The organism is Salibacterium aidingense DSM 18341 (assembly GCF_000429685.1).
GTDB lineage: Bacteria > Bacillota > Bacilli > Bacillales > Marinococcaceae > Salibacterium > Salibacterium aidingense.
In genome coordinates this window covers 23,092-40,152 of record NZ_AUCI01000031.1, presented here as the reverse complement: position 1 = coordinate 40,152, position 17,061 = coordinate 23,092, and the positions used below count along the sequence as shown (strand labels likewise).

The window sequence follows — 17,061 nt, the reverse complement described above, 5'->3', positions numbered from 1 at the left end:
TTTAAAATTTTTTAAAACACGATGATATACTTAGTGTTATAGTTTATCTGCCATGGGGAGAGCTTTATCCCTTTTTTCTTATCTGGGGATATTCCCGCGAAAAAAAGAGTTTGGGACAATACCATTATAAGATAAAAATTTCCGAACGATTAATCCATAAATCGTTCGGAAATTTTCGTTCTGTCCTATTTATCGCTCCGTCAAAAACTTCGCTTTCCGTGGGCACGGCTCGAGCCTCCTCGGCAGAAACCCTCTGCCTGCGGGGTCTCGAGACACGTGCTGTTCCCACAGGAGTCTTCGTATGTTGACGACGCTTAGGAAGTACTGTTTACCATAGAAGACGAGATGTTCAGGTTTTCAACATTCCTCTTATCTTTTGTCCCGGTCTCTTTTTTAATTTTTGTCTCATTTTACGTGATAGAAGCTTCATAAATCGAGGTGACCGCTTGTCCAAGCTGCTTGTTGAATTCTTCTTCCGACTGGTTTACGTTTAAATCCTGGGTCAGGGCACGGGAGAAGCTGGCAATCAGACCATTGTTTTCTTTCAGCTTTTCGTTGGCTGTCTCAGTTTCGTAACCGCCGGAAAGGGCGACCACGCGAACCACATTTGGATGCTCGATCAGCTCTTTATACGTATTGGCAACAGTTGGGATAGTCAGTTTCAGCATGACATGATCATCCGAACCGAGTTGGTCAAGATGCTTCAGGATCTCTGCTTTGAGCAGTTCTTCGCATTTTTCTTTATCTGTACTGTTAATGTCCACTTCTGGTTCGATAATCGGTACCAGATCGGCTTCAATAATCTGCTGACCGATTTCAAACTGCTGATCTACCACGGCTTTAATGCCTTCCGGGTTAGGCTCTTTAATCACAGAACGCATTTTGGTACCGAAAATATTACGTTCATTGGCACGTTTCAGCTTGTCCTCCAGGTCCCCGATCGGCTTCATCTGCTGTACACCGTTGGATTCCGTGTCAAGGCCGTTGTCGACTTTCAAAAACGGAACCACGCCTTTTTTCTCCCACAAATAATCAGCCGTATACTTCCCTTCAATTTCGCGGTCCATCGTTTGTTCGAAAAGGATGGCGCCGATAATTTGACTGGAGTCAAAGGCAGGGGCAGTAATAATCCGGGTACGCATCTCGTGGACCAGATCGAACATTTCCTCTTCGCCTGAATATTGATCCTCTGTAACGCCATACAGAGCCAACGCTTTTGGTGTGCTGCCGCCGCTTTGGTCCAATGCGGCAATAAATCCTTTGCCATTTTTCATCTGCTCAAAGTGTTTCTCGTTCATGTACGTAACACTCCTTTTATGGTAGTAAAATACCCTCTTCGAATTCAGGGAATTATGTAATTGCACAAAATCACATATATACTATATCATGAATGAGGTATTGTCGTGTAGTCCAATATGTAAAACAAATAGAAGATAAATAACATCAAATATTTTGACATTTTAATCTGGTGAAACAATGGATGAGCGCCCAGTCTGAATTGCTCATCTGCCTGATTCCCGCTTGTCAAAAAAATGGGGTGTCCCAAAACGATGGGGCATCCCTTTTTCAGCTATTTTCTATTTTCAAAAGGCATTAGATTTGCTTCCGCCAAGAAAGTGATCGTACGACTTCCTTATTTTTTCGTTAGTGCGTCTCAATGCCGCCGTCAATGTTAATAGCTTGTCCCGTCATATAGTCAGAATCAGTTGATGCCAAAAACGAGACTAATTTGGCAACATCTTCAGGTGTTTGGGAACGTTGGAGCGGAATGCTATCGACTTGCTACTGCCAGGCTTCACCTGGTTTCAAGCCTATATATTAGGTCATACCAGCATCAATACGATCCCACATGCTTGTACCAACGATACCTGGGCAATAGGCGTTTACCTTGATGTTAAACTGGGCGAGTTCCTTAGCGGCTCCTTCCGTCAGACCTTTCACGGCAAATTTGGTGGCGGAATAGGCGCCCAGCAACTCAAAGGCGGTTTATAACTTAGTATTGGAGAGAAACCAAACAGATTTCTTTCCATAACCTGATTTTTATATTAATATAGTCTACCGGTGGACGTTAGGTTTTAAAGAATTGGAGGAACAGCAGATGTCTGATCGGAATAAAGGAATTATATTATTATTGGTTTCTGCCTTGGGGTTTTCGCTTATGGGGGCTTTTGTGAAGCTTTCCGGAGACTTGCCGACAATGCAGAAGGCATTTTTTCGTAATATTGTCGCGGCCGTTATCACGTTAGGTTTTGTACTGCATCATAAAGAACGGATCTTTGGGAAAAAGGAAAATCAGAAGGTACTGTTGTGGCGCTCCATCCTCGGTGCCGTCGGCGTTATTTTGAACTTTTATGCCATTGATCATCTTGTGCTGTCTGATGCGGAGATGCTTAACAAACTCAGCCCGTTCATCCTCATTATTTTTTCGGCAGTTTTTCTGAAAGAAAGCGCCCGCCGGTATCAGATGATTGCCGTGCTGATCGCATTTGCCGGTGCTTTATTTATTATTCAGCCGGAATTTTCTGTAGAAGTGCTGCCTTATATGGCCGGGGTACTGGGGGCCATATTCGCAGCAGGCGCCTACACCCTTCTTCGCGTTCTTGGCAGCCGGGAAAAGCATTATACCGTGGTCTTTTATTTTTCACTCTTCACGACGCTCATCCTTCTGCCGTTCATGGTATTGTATTATGAACCGATGAGCTGGCAGCAATGGGTATTACTGCTTTTGGCCGGGGCTTGTGCGACGGTCGGTCAATTTGGTATTACGCTCGCTTATAAGTTTGCCCCGGCGAGCGAGATTTCCATTTTCTTTTATTCCACCGTGGTGTATTCGGCCCTGCTGAGCATTATCCTGTTCGGCCAGATTCCGACATTACTCAGCGTTGCAGGCTACGTTGTCATATTTGGGGCATCCTTTTACATGTTCCTGAAAAATAAGGGAATGGATAAAGCGGAAGCAGCAAGAAAGGCGGGATAAAAAAAGTCTGTTCCACATTAATCTAGAAGCTGGATATGGCGGTGTCCCTGCTGCCGGAGCCAGCCTTGATTTTGTAACTCTCCCAGCTGCCTGCTTAATTGCTCCTGATTTAGGCCGAGATAGGAGGCCATATCTTTTTTGCTCATCGGAAGCGTGATGCTTGTACTCTTTTGTTTTTCGGCTAATTCGAGTAAGTACGAAGCGAGCTGCATTTCTCCCTGTGCAGCATATAATTGATGCACGAGGGTTTCTGCCTTATGCAGACGTTCGCTGACTTCCTGCAGCAGTTTCATGGAAATTTCCGGATGGTTCCGGAGAAAAGGGTGGAAGGCTTCACGGGAGAGGACAAAAATGTCTGCAGCCGTGTCGGCTTTGCCATCCGCCTCGTGTGTTTGTTGGAAAAACAGAGCAAGCTCCCCCAGAATATCGCCGGCCTCCAACACCTGAAGCAGTTGTTCGTTTCCTTCTCCTGTCCCGCGAGTTATTTTAACACGTCCTTTCTGAACCAGGTAAAGATGGTCTTTCTGTTCTCCAGCCTGAAAAACTACATTTCCTCTGCCGTATCTTTGCATCGTGCTGAGAGAGGCGATCTGTTCTACTTCTTCATTATCCAATTTTTGGAAAATAGGAATAAGCTTGATACATTCCGTTTTAAGGTGATGTCCTTCCATTTTCTGCGAGATCCCTCCTGTCCTCTCTTTTCCTATCGCTTCTTTTTTAAAATGAGCCACTTCGTTTGATATTAATCATATATAGAAGATGAAATAAAAAATAACCTTTTTTGCATGAATGCCCTGGCAGTGGAAACATTAAAAAAGAAGGAACGTTTTAGGAGGACCGTGTTTATGAGTTACAGGGAGTATTGGGTGCAGATACAGGAGAAGAGAGAAGAGTTAAATTCGCTTATTTCTTCCTACTGGAGCGATTATTCGAATTTGGGAACCTGGGAGTTCTGGCTCGTTTTATCGTTATTGGTCCTTCCTCTATTTCTGCTTTATTTTATAGACAGAAAAAGGATATTTGAACTGTTTTGTTATGGATATACCATTCATTTACTTTGGACATACATTGATTTAATCCTGGAAAACCAAAATTATTTAATTCATACCCGTTTTCTGACCCCCTTGCTGCCGTTTGCTTTAACCGTGACGACATCTTTGCTTCCTATCGGATTTCTGCTGTTATATCAGTATTGCACGAATCACAAGAAAAATTTTTATGTGTATACGGTCATTTTAAGTGCGATATTTGTTTATGTTTTTATGTCCTTAGAAAACGTCATAGGTTTAGTGGAATTCGACCGTGGAATGAATCAATTTTACGTATTGATTATTGATATCTCCATTGCTTATATATCGTATTGGTTTGTAATAGGCATTAAACGATTTATTCATCCTAATACAAAGGAGGGGTGAGATGGGACCATCTTCCCTCTACGCTAGTTAGGAGCGGGATAATCGCAATACTCGATAATCGTTCCTTCCGTATCAGCAGGATTTAAGTAGATTAACCGCCTGCCATGTTTGTTGGTCCGTAACGTGTGTTCCAGCACCCGGATCCCCCGGTTTTGTAAATCGACCAGTGCTTCGTCTAGATCGTGGACGCGGTAGGCGATATGGTGGACTCCTTTTCCTTTTTGTTTAATAAATCGTGCGATGGGAGAAGTCGTGTTATTTGTCGGGGCCAGCAGTTCCATCTGCACCCCGTTCACGTGGAGGACCACAACTTCACTTTCCACCCCCTCCGCCTCACTGGTGTAACGATCAATGAATGATCCTCCTAGGATATTGGTATAAAAATGAATACTCTCCTCGATATTTCTCACTGCTACCCCGATGTGATCCAATACTTTTTCCATGGTCTGCTCCTTTCCCAGATGAAATAAAGAATTCTAAAGAAGTGTTTTACCTTCCCAAGATTTGCTTATAGTATATAGATTTTAAACGTTTTCTACGCTTCAATAAACCCATGGCCATCTCTTAAAAAGAGGACGGTCATGGGGGAATCTGACTTATACTCCCTTATTAAAGCAAGCTTTCTGGATATTATTCTTCATCTCTGCTTTTTTTATTGTTATCGGTAATTTTCGAAAGCTTTATCTTGGTTTCTTCGAGTAAATTTTGTAGTTGTTCCTTTTTTTCGGGGTTTTTCATAACTTGACGGCCTACCCTAATAAATTCATAGAATAAATCCTTAATGTCAGATCGTAAAGTCTGCATTTCATCTAGATTCTCATTCTCAAGCATATTCATTCTTGAAACAAAGGGATCTTCGTTTTGATGGTTTTCTAAATAGCTTCGTCCTTCCTCTGTAAGATGATAAACTTTTTTCCGCCCTTCCTTGATAATATTGACAAGATCTTGGTCTTCGAGCATTTGAAGGGTGGGATAAACAGAACCGGGACTGGGCGAATAAAATCCCTTGAACTTTTCCTCGAGTACTTTAATTAATTCGTATCCATGTCTTGGCTGTTCTTGTAACAATTTTAACAAGACAATTTTAATATCGCCTCGCTTGAAAAAACGCTCGCCACCATAATCTCCCCCGGAGCTTTTGCCTGCAAAGAAATGAAACCCACCTGGTTTTTCGAAATTACTGGCTTTCATCCCCGATTCCCTGTCGAAACTGTCTCCCTTAAAGAAGTGACCATGTTGAAAATGGTGTTTTCCTTCAAAAAAAGGATGTTGAGCAAAATCAGGTCTTTTGAACATTGTAACCCTCCTGGTAATTTTTAATTTTTTAACGATATATCGTTAATTTGCATAATATCCGATATATCGTTATCTGTCAAGGTAGGAATATGAAAGTGAATAAATTACGAGGGAGAAATGTTAAAAAGAACATTGACTATCCAGTAAACAAAGGATAGAATAAACGTAATGAACGCGCGTACATTTTAAATAATGGAATTCAAGGAGTAGAAAATGGCGGGCAGAAAAGAAGTTGCAGAAAAAGCAGGTGTATCAGAAGCTACGGTCTCCCGGGTTTTTAGTTCGCCGGATATTGTAAACGCTGTCACAAAGCGCAAAGTGGAGCAGGCTGCCGCCGCACTCGAATATTATCCAAACGCCATTGCCCAGAGTTTTGCGCGGAAAAAGAGCGGTAATATCGGGGTCGTTCTTCCTTACATTCCTCATGCCAGCGCTTTATCTTCGGCATACTTCTCGGAGATTCTTCATGGAGCCACTGTAGCCGCGAATGAAAAAGGATACGACATTCTGCTTTTTTATAAGAGAATGCAGGAAGAGGAGGTTGATTACCGGGCCTATTTTCAGAATAAAAAAATAGATGGTCTGATTCTGCTCGGCACTGGTGTGGAAGATCTCCCGCACCTGCGCAGCATGAGAAAAGAAAACTATCCGTTTGTGCTGCTCGGCAATGCCCTGCATCCAGAGGATCCGTTCGCTGTGGACGCGGATCATGTGAGCGGCGGTGAAAAAGCTATGATACATCTGGCGGAACAGGGACATCGTACTATCGCCTTTCTTAATGGCCCTCCGTCATTTGTAAACAGCCGTCAGCGCTTAAAAGGTGTTCAATCAGCATGTGCCGCTTATGCTCTTTTCGATCCGGTTGTATTTACCGGGAACTACAGCAGAACGAGCGGCTATGAGCTGGCTGATGTGATTTTGGACGAACGTCCACGGCCGACTGCTGTGTTCGCAGCAAATGACCGGATGGCGATCGGTGTGATGCAAAGAATGACAGAAAGACATCTTCGTCCCGGCCGGGATATGGCGGTTGTTGGCTATGACGACACCGAATTGGGCCGGTATATGGAGCCTCCGCTGACATCTGTGGCCGTCCCATTTCAAGAGATTGGGGCAGCGGCAATCCAGCGTCTCTTAGCCGCCACAGAAGCAGCGCCGGATTTTCTCCCGGTAACGCTGAAAATCAGGGCCTCATCCCAACTCTAAAAAGAGAGGAGCAGGAATATAATGAATCCATCCAGTGTTCGTATTGGAATGATAGGTTATCAATTTATGGGAAAAGCGCACAGCCATGCTTACCGTGATCTGCCTTTTTATTTTGATCCCCCGGTAACGCCGGTCCTGCAGGCTGTATCCGGCAGGAATGAGGAGAAAGTGAAGCAGGCGGCAGAGAAGTTAGGATGGCAGTCGTATGAAACCGACTGGCGTCGTCTTATAGAGCGGGATGATATTGACATGATCGATATTGTTACTCCAAATCACACGCATGCTGAAATGGCTGTTGCCGCCGCCGAAGCAGGCAAACACATTCTCTGTGAAAAGCCGCTTGCTCTTACGGTGGAACAGGCAGAGCGGATGCACGAAGCAGCCGAGAAAAACGCTATCGTTCATATGATCGCCCACAATTATCGATTTGCTCCTGCTGTGGCGTATGCAAAAAAACTTATCTCGGAAGGTCGTCTTGGTGAAATAAACCATGTACGTGCCCAGTACTTACAGGATTGGCTTGTTGATCCCGAGGCACCGCTTGTATGGAGGCTTTCAAAAGATATCTCCGGCAGCGGCACCCTGGGTGATATCGGGTCGCACAGCATTGACCTGGCCCGGTACCTTGTCGGTGAGATCACAGAACTGGTTTCCACCATGAAAACCTTTGTGAAAGAACGTCCGCTGGCTGAATCGAGTGCCGGTCTCTCCGGGAAAGCCAATGAAGAAAAGAAAGGGGAGGTCGAGGTTGATGATGCAGCAGCGTTTCTAGCGACGTTTGAAAACGGAGCGCTCGGTGTATTTGAGGCCACGCGTTATGCCGGTGGTAATCGCAATGGCAACCGCATTGAAATCAACGGCAGCAAGGGTTCTCTGCGCTGGGATATGGAAAATATGAACCATCTTGAGGTGTATTTTGAAAACGATGAGCCGGGGCTGCAGGGATTCCGCACGATACACTGTACCGAAGAGGACCATCCTTATGCCGGGAACTACTGGCCGGCCGGTCACATGATTGGGTATGAACATACGTTTATTCACTTAGCCTATGAAATGATGAAAGGCATTCACAGCGGAAGCGCGCCTGTTCCTAACTTCCGGGATGGGGTTATTAATCAGCGCCTTCTTGCTGCGATCGAGCAATCCCACCAGACACGGCAGTGGGTGAAAACAGGAGGCGGGGAACATGAAACCAATTAAAGCAGGATTGATCGGCTGCGGATTTATCAGCAGCATTTATTTAGAAAACTGCCGCAATTTTCAAAGCATGGACATCGTCGCTTGTGCTGATCTCAATAGGGAAAATGCGGAACGGCAGGCACGTGATTTTGACATTCCGAGAACATGCTCGGTCGACGAACTTCTCGCAGATCCGGAAATTGACATTGTGTTAAACCTTACAATCCCCGCTGCTCATGCGGAAATCAGCCTGAAAGCGATCGAAGCCGGCAAACATGTCTATATGGAAAAACCTTTATCGATTTCGCTCAAGGATGGTCGGGCCGTTCTTGATGCAGCAGCCGAAAAAGGCGTACGTGTCGGTGGCGCGCCAGATACGTTTCTGGGAGGCGGCATCCAAACCGCATTAAAATTAATCGAAGACGGCTGGATTGGGAGACCGGTCGCAGCGACGGCGTTTTTTATGAGCAGAGGAGTCGAGAAATGGCATCCGAACCCGGACTTTTACTACCAGCCCGGGGGAGGGCCGATGTTTGATATGGGCCCGTACTATCTGACCACGCTCGTTTCTCTCCTTGGGTCTGTGAAACGTGTAACCGGCTCGGTCCAAACAAGCTTCGACGTGAGAACAACCCCGGAAGGACGAAGCATTCCCGTTGAAGTGCCGACCCATATTACAGGCAGCCTGGATTTTGAAAATGGGGCGGTTGGAACGGTGATTACCAGCTTTGACTCTGTCGGAAACAATTTGCCGCGAATGGAGATCCACGGGGAAACCGGCACGTTATCTGTTCCCGACCCGAATCATTTTGGCGGGGAAGTGCTGGTCAAAAAACTGGGCAGGAAGCAATTTGAGAATGTGCCTCTCACCCACGGCTGGACGGACAACAGCCGCGGCATCGGGCTGGCTGATATGGCAGAGGCCCTCCTGGAAAAGCGGCCGCACCGTGCCAACGACCAGCTCCAATACCATGTACTGGAGATTATGCACGCTTTTCACACCGCTTCCGAAGAAAACAAACATATTACGATCAACAGCCGCATCGAAAAACCAGCAGCGCTTGCGATGCAGCAAATATTTTAAAGGGAGGAACCTGCATGAAAGTATCCTGTCATTTAATTACTTGGGGGAATGAGCTTTTAACCGGGATGAAAGAAGCGTCGGAGCTCGGGTATCAGGCTTGTGAAACCTTTACACATAATGCATTGGAATATGAACATGATGTAGAACAATTTCAAGAACTGCTTCAGCAGCATGGTTTTCAACTTTCTGCTTTGTACGGAGGCGGCCGCTTCAGTGATCCCGCCAAGCGGAAAGACATTATTGAAGAAAATACAAGGGTGGCCCGTTTTCTTGCAGCGAACGGAAGCGGCTACATTATGTTCGGCCCGAAAGGCCCCCGCACCGAAGGCGGGACGACGACAGAAGAATTGAAAATTGCTGCAGAGACCATTAACGAAGCAGCCAAGGCGTGTGCTGATCTGGGGGTTAAAGCATGTGTCCATCCTCATCTTGGTACAGAAATTGAGCTCGAACATGAGCTCGACGCTGTCATGGAACACACGGACCCTGACTATGTCTATTTCTGTCCAGATACGGCACACCTCGCTAAGGCCGGGATGGACCCGCTTGCCATCGTAAAACGCTACCGCGACCGCATCGGTTATGTCCACTTGAAAGATATTTCACCGGAGCATGTAGATGCCGAATCATTTCCGATTCTTTCCGGGAACGAAGCTATGCCGATTTTCTGTGAACTCGGCCTTGGCATCCTGCCTGATTCCATTCGGGAAGTCACCGAGTATTTAAAAGAAACCAGTTACAACGGCTGGATGACAGTTGAAATCGATAAGTCCACAAGCACCCCGTATCAAAGCCTGAAAACTTGCCGGGACTTCGTCGAAAATCAACTTCACCTGTCTCTGTAATCCCGGGAAATTCATTTTTCCCAGTTATGAAGGTGCATGAACACCCTTCCGTGTTTGTCAAAAGTCACTCCTTCCTTCTCAAGGAGATTTCTTTGTTCGTTAAATCCCGGGGCAAGCTCTCCGCTCTTTTTAACCACTCTATGGCTGGGGAGATTCCGGTGGGCCGGAGTCTTCCTCATTGCCCACCCCACCACCCGCGCATTGTGAGGCTGTTCTAAAAGCCGGGCAATTTGAGAATAACTGGCGACTCTTCCGGCTGGAATCTCTCCCACTATCTGATAGACTTGCTCGAAAAAACCCTTCCTCATTAAAATACTCCTTTGCTGGATCTTGGAATCAACTAAAGATAAAGCCTTGAACGCTGGTTTTATAAATATAGTCTATATTCCATAGCATCATCAAAACGATGAATCACAAAAATAGCGCTCTGGTTGTATGGGATGCTGCCGACTGCTTTTGTAAACGTATTGGAAAAATGGGTTCTGCTTGCACCTACGTGCGAAAGATTAAGAATAGCTATATGGCTGCCTTCTGTTCATCGATATAGACTTAATTGATTCGCTTCGAACGCCGTCTCAACCGGGTTCGCCATCCAGGGAGCGGCTGAAAAAAGCCAAGAATAGGTGAGCTATGGATTTAAGTTTTCTGGTGAAATAGAGGGCGAATAAAATACGTCACTATGGATATGCCGGAATTTTTCCCATTTGCCTGGATTGGTCGAGTCTGGAATGCGTTGCTCCAGAATGGCCTGATATAATATGGTTTTTTCTTCCAAATGGGCGACCCGCCGTTTGGCTTCTTCGAGCTGAACGAGCGCTTCTTTTTTATGCTCCATCATTAGTGCGCAGCGTTGCGGAATGGTCGAATCCCCTTCGAGACAAAGATCGACATACATTTTGATGACTTCAATTTTCATCCCGGATTGCTTGAGACATTTGACGCCGTACAGCCAGTTAATGGATTCTGCATCGAACAGCCGAATATTATTCTCATTGCGCTGTACGCTTGGTACCAACCCTTTATCGGTGTAAAAGCGTACAGCGTGCTCGGTGAGTCCCGTTATCAGGGCGGCTTCTTTGACCGTATGCATGTGTAACCCTCCTTGAAAAAATATTAAAAATCGCTTGCCTTCGTGTAACACTAAGGCGATATGCTTATTATAAAGCAAATCGGCCGTAAGCGGAATGCCCGCTGCGGTACCCGATTCCCGGTCTTTGCGGCCGTTTGCTATTTTACCTTTAAACAATGGGAGGAATTAAAATGCAAACTGTAACATTGAACAACGGTGTGAAAATGCCGATTATCGGCTTCGGTGTCTATCAAATTCCCGATGCTGAAGAATGCGAGGATGCGGTATATGAAGCGCTGATGGCCGGTTACCGCCTAATTGACACCGCCGCCGGTTACCTGAATGAGGAAGCGGTCGGACGCGCGATCAAGCGCAGCGGAATACCACGTAAGGAACTGTTCATCACGACCAAGCTCTGGATTCAAGATGCCGGCTACGAGAGTGCTAAGATGGCGTTTTCCAAATCCTTGAAGAAGCTACAGCTCGATTATCTCGATCTATACCTTATTCATCAGCCGTTCGGCGATTATTACGGCGCTTGGCGTGCGATGGAAGACCTGTACCACGAAGGCAAGAGCAAGGCGATCGGTGTCAGCAACTTTCTGCCCGACCGTCTGATGGACCTCATCGTGCATAACGAAATCGTGCCCGCCGTCAACCAGGTCGAAACGCACCCGTTCTACCAACAGATCAAGAGCGCTGCCTTTATGAAAGAGCATGGAGTGCAGCACCAGTCGTGGGCCCCGTTCGCTGAAGGACGCAACAACATGTTCGACAACGAAGTGCTGACCTCGATTGCGGAAAAACACAGTAAGTCCGTTGCCCAGGTCGTGTTGCGCTGGCTTGTTCAGCGTGAAGTCGTTGCTATTCCAAAATCGGTGCGCAAAGAGCGGATCGTCGAAAACATCGACATTTTTGATTTTGAGTTGAGCTCGGACGATATTGAACAAATTTCCACCCTAGATACGCGGGAAAGTCTTTTCTTATCGTACCACGATCCGGAAGTAGCAAAGATGCTGGGGACCTTGAAAGTCAATCTGTAACATTTGGTCGAACCGTAAATTCACCATGTTTATCCTCATATCTATTAAGAAAGGACAGGGGGCGGGCCTGTCCTTTCTTTGTGTCAATCTGTGAGTGGTGAATTTTGTTAGTGATTTGTGAATTCCGCCATGAGATAACGAAGATCCATCCCTACGGAGAGTTTTTTGACTTACAAAACGGAGGATGAAAATTATCTAGAGTTAAAAAAAGATCTATTGCTTCGTTATATTTGGGCGGAATTAGAGAAAGAGCCTATCCCTATGCCAAGAATTGCGCAGGCATAATACTGCAAATACAAACGATTAAAAAATCGTTAAGCAAGACCCAATTCTTTTTACCGGAAACAGAATTGGGTCCTTGTTTGTGTTTTTAACGATGAATGATCTCCCGAAGCCTTTCATATTCTTTCTCATCGATTTCCCCGTTGATCAAACGCCGCTGCAGCAAAGTTTCAGAATCAAATCTATTTTGCTTCCAGCTGCCGCGTCCCTTGAACAGGAAGAGACAGAAAATCACGAAGAAAAGGAAAAAGAAACCGAATGGAAGAAACGGAAAGAAATGTCCGCATTCCGGCATGGCAAGGACCTCCTTTCTTGTTATGTCACCATCTAAAGTATCCCTTCTTTATAAAACACTTCTAAATAATTTATAAAAAATGTATAAAAAAGCTTTCCGCTATTTTTCTCGAAAGATAGTTTAGAAAAATTTTAGAAAGAAAAGGTAGAATGGGGAAAAGGGAAAACCAATTATACAAAAAGGAAGATCATTCCATGTCCATACGAAAACGCCTGATTTTGTCCAACATAGCAATGATCCTGATGCCGATCCTTTTTTTCATTCTGTCTTTATGTATTCTAGTGCAGTTATTTTTTGGAGGGCTGCCGTTTTTTGATCATGGTGACGGCAGGGAACCCATCATGGAAGAATACCTTTATTTAAAACAGACGGCTGCACGTAACCCGGATAAGCTGAGGGAGGACGAATATCTTTCAAACAGAATGTCAGAGATTCCACAGGAAAATGCGGCTGTTCTTATAAGAGAAAAGGGAGAGATCACTTATCAATCGTCTCCTTCTATTGCTTTGTCTGTATCAGAACTCCCCGCGTTTGATTTTGAAGAAATGCGCCGGCCGATTCACCGGCTCGGAAACCAGCTCTATTTTCTACAAAAAAACGATTTTTACTATTCCAATGGGAATGAAGGCACTGTGTTTCTCCTCCAGGATGCTGGTTTTGTGAAACGGTTTGGGCCGATAGTATTTGGCTGTCTCCTTCTTGCGCTGATTGTTACAAATGGGTTGCTTACGTATTTTGTCTCAAAAACAATTCTGACGCCGGTGAATGAGTTAAGAGCCGCCTCGGAAAAGATTAGCGAGGGGGACCTGGACTTTCACATAGAGTCACGCCGAAAAGATGAACTTGGACAGCTATCGCGTACGTTCGAAATCATGAGAAAAAAACTGAAAGAATCGATGGAGTTGCAAATGCAGTATGAGGAAAATCGAAAGGAATTAATTTCAAACATCTCTCATGATCTCAAAACTCCTTTATCGGCGATTAAAGGGTATGTCGAAGGAATTCGGGATGGCGTCGCCAACTCTCCGGAGAAGCTGGACAGCTATACACAGACGATTTATTCGAAAGCCAATGAATTGGATCATTTAATAGAAGAATTATTTCTTTATTCTAAATTAGATATGAATCGTCTGCCGTATCATTTTGAAGAAATCGATATCAAAGAATATATAAAGGATTATGTGGAGGAGTTGTCATTGCAGCTGTCTGAGCAAACGAAGGTGTCCTTCTATTACGATCAGGCGACATCCTATGTGGGAATCATAGACAGGGATAAGTTGAAGCGTGTCTTTTCCAACATCATTGATAACAGTCTAAAGTATATGGATAAAGAAAAGCGGCAGCTTCACATCCATTTAAAGACTCTCGAAGAACATATAAAAGTAGACATCACGGATAATGGTCCCGGCATCAAGCCGGAAGACGTACCGTATCTGTTTGATCGTTTCTACCGCGTAGAACATTCCAGAAATACAAAAACTGGAGGAAGCGGCCTTGGCCTGGCGATTGCCGAACAGATTATCAAAGGCCATGGCGGGGACATTTGGGCAGAAAGTGAAATAAATAAAGGAACAACCATTAGCTTTATTATAAAAAAGGCGTCAAATCAAGGAGAGAATGGGAATGAAAAAGATTTTGATTATTGAGGATGAGCCTAGCCTGGCTGAATTAGTGAAAGATTATTTAGAAATCAATGATTATAGCGCGGATATCGCTAAAACTGGGGATCAAGGGCTGCAGGCCGCTCTTTCTGAACCATACGATCTAATTGTGTTAGACCTTATGCTTCCCAACCTTGATGGATTTCAAGTGTGTAAACGAATCCGGCAGGTCAAAGACATCCCCATTATTATGCTTACAGCGAAAAAAGAAGACACTGATAAAATTCGGGGCCTGGGGATAGGGGCAGACGATTACATGGTGAAGCCCTTCAGCCCGGGCGAACTGACAGCTAGGGTGAAGGCTCATCTATCCCGCTATGATCGATTGGTTCATAAAGACGATCTTACCGCTACGATTGATATTCGCGGGCTTCACGTGAATTTAGCCTCGCGAAAAGTGTTTGTGAATGAAACAGAAGTATCATTGACGACCAAAGAGTTCGATTTATTGCGTTTCATGGCCGGGAATCCCAATCACGTATTCACGAAAGACCATCTTTTCGACAGGATCTGGGGGATGGAGGCAGTCGGCGATGTCGCCACTGTCACCGTGCACGTGGGTAAAATACGCGACAAAATCGAACTTGATCCAGCCAACCCCCAGTACATTGAAACGGTATGGGGCGTAGGATACCGTTTCAAGGGCTGAAAAATGGGAGCATTTTATGAACCCGCTTATTGCGGGTTTTCATTTATGCTTACTTCCCCCATCACCTTTTGCCTGGTGGAGGACACGGTGAAGGAAAAAGGAGCCGGAATTGGTCTCCATCCGGTTTTGGGCGCCAGTAAGCATCCATTAAAACAAAATAGTGTCTTCCATTTACTGAATGGAGGACACTAAAAATATTCTCCATAAAAACAGTGTCCTCCATCCCTCATTAATGCTTTAGATAATTTTTAGATTTTATTTAGAACGGCTTTAGATAAAGCCGCCAAAATAAGGATGAAAGAGAGGGAGGTGCTGGTCATGAAGTTGTCCATCACGCCAAGAAGATGGCTGTTGTCCCTTCACCTTTTATTTGTGGCAATCTTGTTTGGAACGATGGTCGTTTTTCTGGTACTTAGTATTACGGCAGCAGCCACGCAGGATGAAACGATTCTAAAAGGGGCTTATACCAGTATGTATGTACTAGCCACATCTTCCGTACGGGCTTCTGCCATCGGTTCTGTGGTGACCGGCGTGCTGCTGTCGGTATGGACCAGGTGGGGGTTGTTTAGATTTTATTGGATTATTTTCAAAGAAATTTTAACTGTAGCGTCCATAGGGTTAGCCTTCATTGGAATGTCTGTGTGGACGATTCAGACGTTTTCGATCGCGTCCGCAGAGGGGTTGCATGCGTTAGACAGCCCGGTGTTTATAACTAACCGGCTCCAGCTTTTTATTGGAATTATCCTTCAGATTGGGTCATTGGGAGCAATGATTGTTGTTTCCGTATTTAAACCATGGGGCAGACGAAATCAGGAACTTAAACATTAACCGGGAGGAGAATGCAGTATGGATAACAAAGAATCAAGCGTAACACCGGAAACATCGGCGTTTCACCAAAAGCAGTCTAATATTATCCAATATTTCAGGATAGGATATGCATGCTAGCTTCCATTTTCGCAGCTTGTATTATTGTCCAAGTATTTTTTGCGGGAATGGCACTGTTTATGGGATATGCCGGTTGGGGATTACATATATCCTTTGTTCCTATGTTTATGTATTTACCTCTGCTTGTGCTAGTAACCGGAATAATCGGACGTTTGCCAAAAAAGCTGATTTGGATGAATTTAATGTTAGTTGCAATGATTATTCTGCAGTATATAACAGTGGAGTTTTCCACTGAGATGGGGGTGTTGGGCGCCCTTCATCCCATTATTGCGTTCCTGTTATTCGGCGCCTCACTCAGCATGGCGCAACAATCATGGAAGTATGTATAGAGAGAAGGTCCTCAGAGATAATATGGGGGGAGGGAGGTCAAGGCTGCTGAAAAAGTTTGCAGCTCCAATTGTTAATGCATATTAACACGGTCCCATTTATATAAGGACGGAAGGTGAGACCGGGGCAGGCAAGACTCCTGGAAAAAGCAATCAGGTGAAACCCTGCAGGGCGGAGCGAGAAGCGGCTTGACGAATTCTCCGCGGAAAGAGGGCCCGCCCAGGGATCACCGTCTTATTTATTCAGCGGAATTTATAAAATAGTAATTCTACTTTTTAGCAGCCTCGGGGGTTCCTTTACAAGGCCACCTCCAAGAGTTAAAAATCATGGGTGGTGACGGTTAATTGCAGCACGATGCCAAATGGATCCCGCACGATCCCATAGCCGGGACTGAATACGTTTTTTTCAAATGGTGTTAAGATATCAACCTGATCATGTGTAATCAAATCTTTATACATGGTTTCAATGACGGAATAATCTTTAGATTGGATACATAAAGAGGAACTGTTACTTAACTGCCAGGGGCGGGTCTTATCCATTTCCTCTTCTGCGATCATAATTTTATTCTTCCCAATTTGTAAGACGGAGTGTGTAATATAATTCTCCTGGCCTTCTTCATATGTGAAATGCGGGTCCATTTCTTTCATCTCTTCGTAGTTTTTCTTAAATAAAACTTCTGCCCCTAAATACTGTTCATAAAAATGGATGGCTTCAGCACCGCGCCCCTTTAAAGATAAAAAAGGAATCATTTCAAAGCTCATTATGTTGCCCCTTTCCTGTTAATGACT

Annotated in this window: 20 protein-coding genes and 1 pseudogene; 12 read left to right on the top strand and 9 right to left on the bottom strand. The window is 44.9% G+C overall.

Annotated features, from left to right (window positions below; translation table 11 throughout):
- Window positions 1–410 precede the first annotated feature (410 nt).
- Together G475_RS0119940 and G475_RS26935 are read right to left on the bottom strand one after the other, a co-directional pair.
- Window positions 411–1,298 (bottom strand): fructose bisphosphate aldolase, encoded by an 888-nt coding sequence (locus G475_RS0119940; RefSeq protein WP_026702773.1) that lies wholly within the window; start codon window positions 1,296–1,298, stop codon window positions 411–413.
- A 346-nt stretch (window positions 1,299–1,644) separates the two neighbouring features.
- Window positions 1,645–1,983 (bottom strand): annotated as a pseudogene (locus G475_RS26935) (SDR family oxidoreductase); the annotation flags it as partial.
- Window positions 1,984–2,098: 115 nt separating this feature from the next.
- On the opposite strand from G475_RS26935, the gene G475_RS0119930 reads away from it, so the two are divergent.
- Window positions 2,099–2,977 (top strand): DMT family transporter, encoded by an 879-nt coding sequence (locus tag G475_RS0119930; RefSeq protein ID WP_026702771.1) that lies wholly within the window; start codon window positions 2,099–2,101, stop codon window positions 2,975–2,977.
- A gap of 17 nt (window positions 2,978–2,994) precedes the next feature.
- Here G475_RS0119930 and G475_RS0119925 read toward each other — a convergent pair whose 3' ends face one another.
- Window positions 2,995–3,648 (bottom strand): Crp/Fnr family transcriptional regulator, encoded by a 654-nt coding sequence (locus G475_RS0119925; RefSeq protein ID WP_026702770.1) that lies wholly within the window; start codon window positions 3,646–3,648, stop codon window positions 2,995–2,997.
- Between the two features lie 174 nt (window positions 3,649–3,822).
- Between G475_RS0119925 and G475_RS0119920 the strand changes: the two genes are divergently transcribed.
- Window positions 3,823–4,392, top strand: a complete 570-nt coding sequence (locus tag G475_RS0119920; protein ID WP_026702769.1) for a hypothetical protein — start codon at window positions 3,823–3,825, stop codon at window positions 4,390–4,392.
- Between the two features lie 23 nt (window positions 4,393–4,415).
- Here the strand turns inward: G475_RS0119920 and G475_RS0119915 are convergent, their stop codons facing one another.
- Window positions 4,416–4,835: a VOC family protein gene (locus G475_RS0119915; protein ID WP_026702768.1), complete on the bottom strand. Its 420-nt coding sequence runs from the start codon at window positions 4,833–4,835 to the stop codon at window positions 4,416–4,418.
- A gap of 187 nt (window positions 4,836–5,022) precedes the next feature.
- A complete protein-coding gene (locus G475_RS0119910) occupies window positions 5,023–5,688 on the bottom strand; it encodes a PadR family transcriptional regulator (RefSeq protein ID WP_156911816.1) in 666 nt (221 codons plus the stop codon).
- Window positions 5,689–5,901: 213 nt separating this feature from the next.
- Here G475_RS0119910 and G475_RS25770 point away from each other — a divergent pair, with 213 nt between their 5' ends.
- The 4 genes from G475_RS25770 to G475_RS0119890 are packed head-to-tail and all read left to right on the top strand — an operon-like array spanning window position 5,902 to window position 10,002.
- Window positions 5,902–6,894: a LacI family DNA-binding transcriptional regulator gene (locus G475_RS25770; protein ID WP_035712098.1), complete on the top strand. Its 993-nt coding sequence runs from the start codon at window positions 5,902–5,904 to the stop codon at window positions 6,892–6,894.
- A gap of 21 nt (window positions 6,895–6,915) precedes the next feature.
- Window positions 6,916–8,094: a Gfo/Idh/MocA family protein gene (locus G475_RS0119900; protein WP_026702766.1), complete on the top strand. Its 1,179-nt coding sequence runs from the start codon at window positions 6,916–6,918 to the stop codon at window positions 8,092–8,094.
- Window positions 8,081–9,157: a Gfo/Idh/MocA family protein gene (locus G475_RS0119895; RefSeq protein ID WP_026702765.1), complete on the top strand. Its 1,077-nt coding sequence runs from the start codon at window positions 8,081–8,083 to the stop codon at window positions 9,155–9,157. The genes G475_RS0119900 and G475_RS0119895 overlap by 14 nt, the downstream gene beginning before the upstream one ends.
- Before the next feature lie 14 nt (window positions 9,158–9,171).
- Window positions 9,172–10,002: a sugar phosphate isomerase/epimerase family protein gene (locus tag G475_RS0119890; RefSeq protein WP_035712095.1), complete on the top strand. Its 831-nt coding sequence runs from the start codon at window positions 9,172–9,174 to the stop codon at window positions 10,000–10,002.
- Between the two features lie 11 nt (window positions 10,003–10,013).
- On the opposite strand, the gene G475_RS0119885 is transcribed toward G475_RS0119890, so the two are convergent.
- Entirely contained in the window at window positions 10,014–10,310 is a 297-nt protein-coding gene (locus G475_RS0119885; RefSeq protein WP_026702763.1) for an MGMT family protein, read from the bottom strand.
- A 320-nt stretch (window positions 10,311–10,630) separates the two neighbouring features.
- Window positions 10,631–11,092, bottom strand: a complete 462-nt coding sequence (locus G475_RS0119880; protein WP_026702762.1) for a MerR family transcriptional regulator — start codon at window positions 11,090–11,092, stop codon at window positions 10,631–10,633.
- Window positions 11,093–11,262: 170 nt separating this feature from the next.
- Here G475_RS0119880 and G475_RS0119875 point away from each other — a divergent pair, with 170 nt between their 5' ends.
- Window positions 11,263–12,114, top strand: a complete 852-nt coding sequence (locus G475_RS0119875; RefSeq protein WP_026702761.1) for an aldo/keto reductase — start codon at window positions 11,263–11,265, stop codon at window positions 12,112–12,114.
- Window positions 12,115–12,484: 370 nt separating this feature from the next.
- Here G475_RS0119875 and G475_RS27385 read toward each other — a convergent pair whose 3' ends face one another.
- Window positions 12,485–12,691: a hypothetical protein gene (locus tag G475_RS27385; protein WP_156911814.1), complete on the bottom strand. Its 207-nt coding sequence runs from the start codon at window positions 12,689–12,691 to the stop codon at window positions 12,485–12,487.
- Between the two features lie 194 nt (window positions 12,692–12,885).
- Here G475_RS27385 and G475_RS25765 point away from each other — a divergent pair, with 194 nt between their 5' ends.
- The 5 genes from G475_RS25765 to G475_RS25760 all read left to right on the top strand — a co-directional run bounded on the left by G475_RS25765 (window position 12,886) and on the right by G475_RS25760 (window position 16,275).
- Window positions 12,886–14,337, top strand: coding sequence for a sensor histidine kinase (locus tag G475_RS25765; RefSeq protein ID WP_169728541.1), 1,452 nt, complete (start codon window positions 12,886–12,888; stop codon window positions 14,335–14,337).
- Window positions 14,315–15,001, top strand: a complete 687-nt coding sequence (locus tag G475_RS0119860) for a response regulator transcription factor (RefSeq protein ID WP_026702759.1) — start codon at window positions 14,315–14,317, stop codon at window positions 14,999–15,001. The genes G475_RS25765 and G475_RS0119860 overlap by 23 nt, the downstream gene beginning before the upstream one ends.
- A gap of 3 nt (window positions 15,002–15,004) precedes the next feature.
- Window positions 15,005–15,193 carry a hypothetical protein gene (locus G475_RS0119855; RefSeq protein WP_026702758.1) on the top strand — a complete coding sequence of 63 codons (189 nt, stop codon included), beginning with the start codon at window positions 15,005–15,007 and terminating at the stop codon, window positions 15,191–15,193.
- A 126-nt stretch (window positions 15,194–15,319) separates the two neighbouring features.
- The gene (locus G475_RS0119850; protein WP_026702757.1) at window positions 15,320–15,829 is read left to right on the top strand and encodes a hypothetical protein; all 510 of its coding nucleotides are present in this window, start codon (window positions 15,320–15,322) and stop codon (window positions 15,827–15,829) included.
- A gap of 110 nt (window positions 15,830–15,939) precedes the next feature.
- The gene (locus tag G475_RS25760; RefSeq protein ID WP_051302764.1) at window positions 15,940–16,275 is read left to right on the top strand and encodes a DUF6220 domain-containing protein; all 336 of its coding nucleotides are present in this window, start codon (window positions 15,940–15,942) and stop codon (window positions 16,273–16,275) included.
- Between the two features lie 315 nt (window positions 16,276–16,590).
- On the opposite strand, the gene G475_RS0119835 is transcribed toward G475_RS25760, so the two are convergent.
- Entirely contained in the window at window positions 16,591–17,034 is a 444-nt protein-coding gene (locus G475_RS0119835; protein ID WP_026702756.1) for a VOC family protein, read from the bottom strand.
- Window positions 17,035–17,061 lie beyond the last annotated feature (27 nt).

Coding starts and splice junctions, on each gene's coding strand:
- G475_RS0119940 (WP_026702773.1), bottom strand. CDS start 1,298: ATGAACGAGAAACACTTTGAGCAGATGAAAAATGGCAAAGGATTTATT.
- G475_RS0119930 (WP_026702771.1), top strand. CDS start 2,099: ATGTCTGATCGGAATAAAGGAATTATATTATTATTGGTTTCTGCCTTG.
- G475_RS0119925 (WP_026702770.1), bottom strand. CDS start 3,648: ATGGAAGGACATCACCTTAAAACGGAATGTATCAAGCTTATTCCTATT.
- G475_RS0119920 (WP_026702769.1), top strand. CDS start 3,823: ATGAGTTACAGGGAGTATTGGGTGCAGATACAGGAGAAGAGAGAAGAG.
- G475_RS0119915 (WP_026702768.1), bottom strand. CDS start 4,835: ATGGAAAAAGTATTGGATCACATCGGGGTAGCAGTGAGAAATATCGAG.
- G475_RS0119910 (WP_156911816.1), bottom strand. CDS start 5,688: ATGTTCAAAAGACCTGATTTTGCTCAACATCCTTTTTTTGAAGGAAAA.
- G475_RS25770 (WP_035712098.1), top strand. CDS start 5,902: ATGGCGGGCAGAAAAGAAGTTGCAGAAAAAGCAGGTGTATCAGAAGCT.
- G475_RS0119900 (WP_026702766.1), top strand. CDS start 6,916: ATGAATCCATCCAGTGTTCGTATTGGAATGATAGGTTATCAATTTATG.
- G475_RS0119895 (WP_026702765.1), top strand. CDS start 8,081: ATGAAACCAATTAAAGCAGGATTGATCGGCTGCGGATTTATCAGCAGC.
- G475_RS0119890 (WP_035712095.1), top strand. CDS start 9,172: ATGAAAGTATCCTGTCATTTAATTACTTGGGGGAATGAGCTTTTAACC.
- G475_RS0119885 (WP_026702763.1), bottom strand. CDS start 10,310: ATGAGGAAGGGTTTTTTCGAGCAAGTCTATCAGATAGTGGGAGAGATT.
- G475_RS0119880 (WP_026702762.1), bottom strand. CDS start 11,092: ATGCATACGGTCAAAGAAGCCGCCCTGATAACGGGACTCACCGAGCAC.
- G475_RS0119875 (WP_026702761.1), top strand. CDS start 11,263: ATGCAAACTGTAACATTGAACAACGGTGTGAAAATGCCGATTATCGGC.
- G475_RS27385 (WP_156911814.1), bottom strand. CDS start 12,691: ATGCCGGAATGCGGACATTTCTTTCCGTTTCTTCCATTCGGTTTCTTT.
- G475_RS25765 (WP_169728541.1), top strand. CDS start 12,886: ATGTCCATACGAAAACGCCTGATTTTGTCCAACATAGCAATGATCCTG.
- G475_RS0119860 (WP_026702759.1), top strand. CDS start 14,315: ATGAAAAAGATTTTGATTATTGAGGATGAGCCTAGCCTGGCTGAATTA.
- G475_RS0119855 (WP_026702758.1), top strand. CDS start 15,005: ATGGGAGCATTTTATGAACCCGCTTATTGCGGGTTTTCATTTATGCTT.
- G475_RS0119850 (WP_026702757.1), top strand. CDS start 15,320: ATGAAGTTGTCCATCACGCCAAGAAGATGGCTGTTGTCCCTTCACCTT.
- G475_RS25760 (WP_051302764.1), top strand. CDS start 15,940: ATGCTAGCTTCCATTTTCGCAGCTTGTATTATTGTCCAAGTATTTTTT.
- G475_RS0119835 (WP_026702756.1), bottom strand. CDS start 17,034: ATGAGCTTTGAAATGATTCCTTTTTTATCTTTAAAGGGGCGCGGTGCT.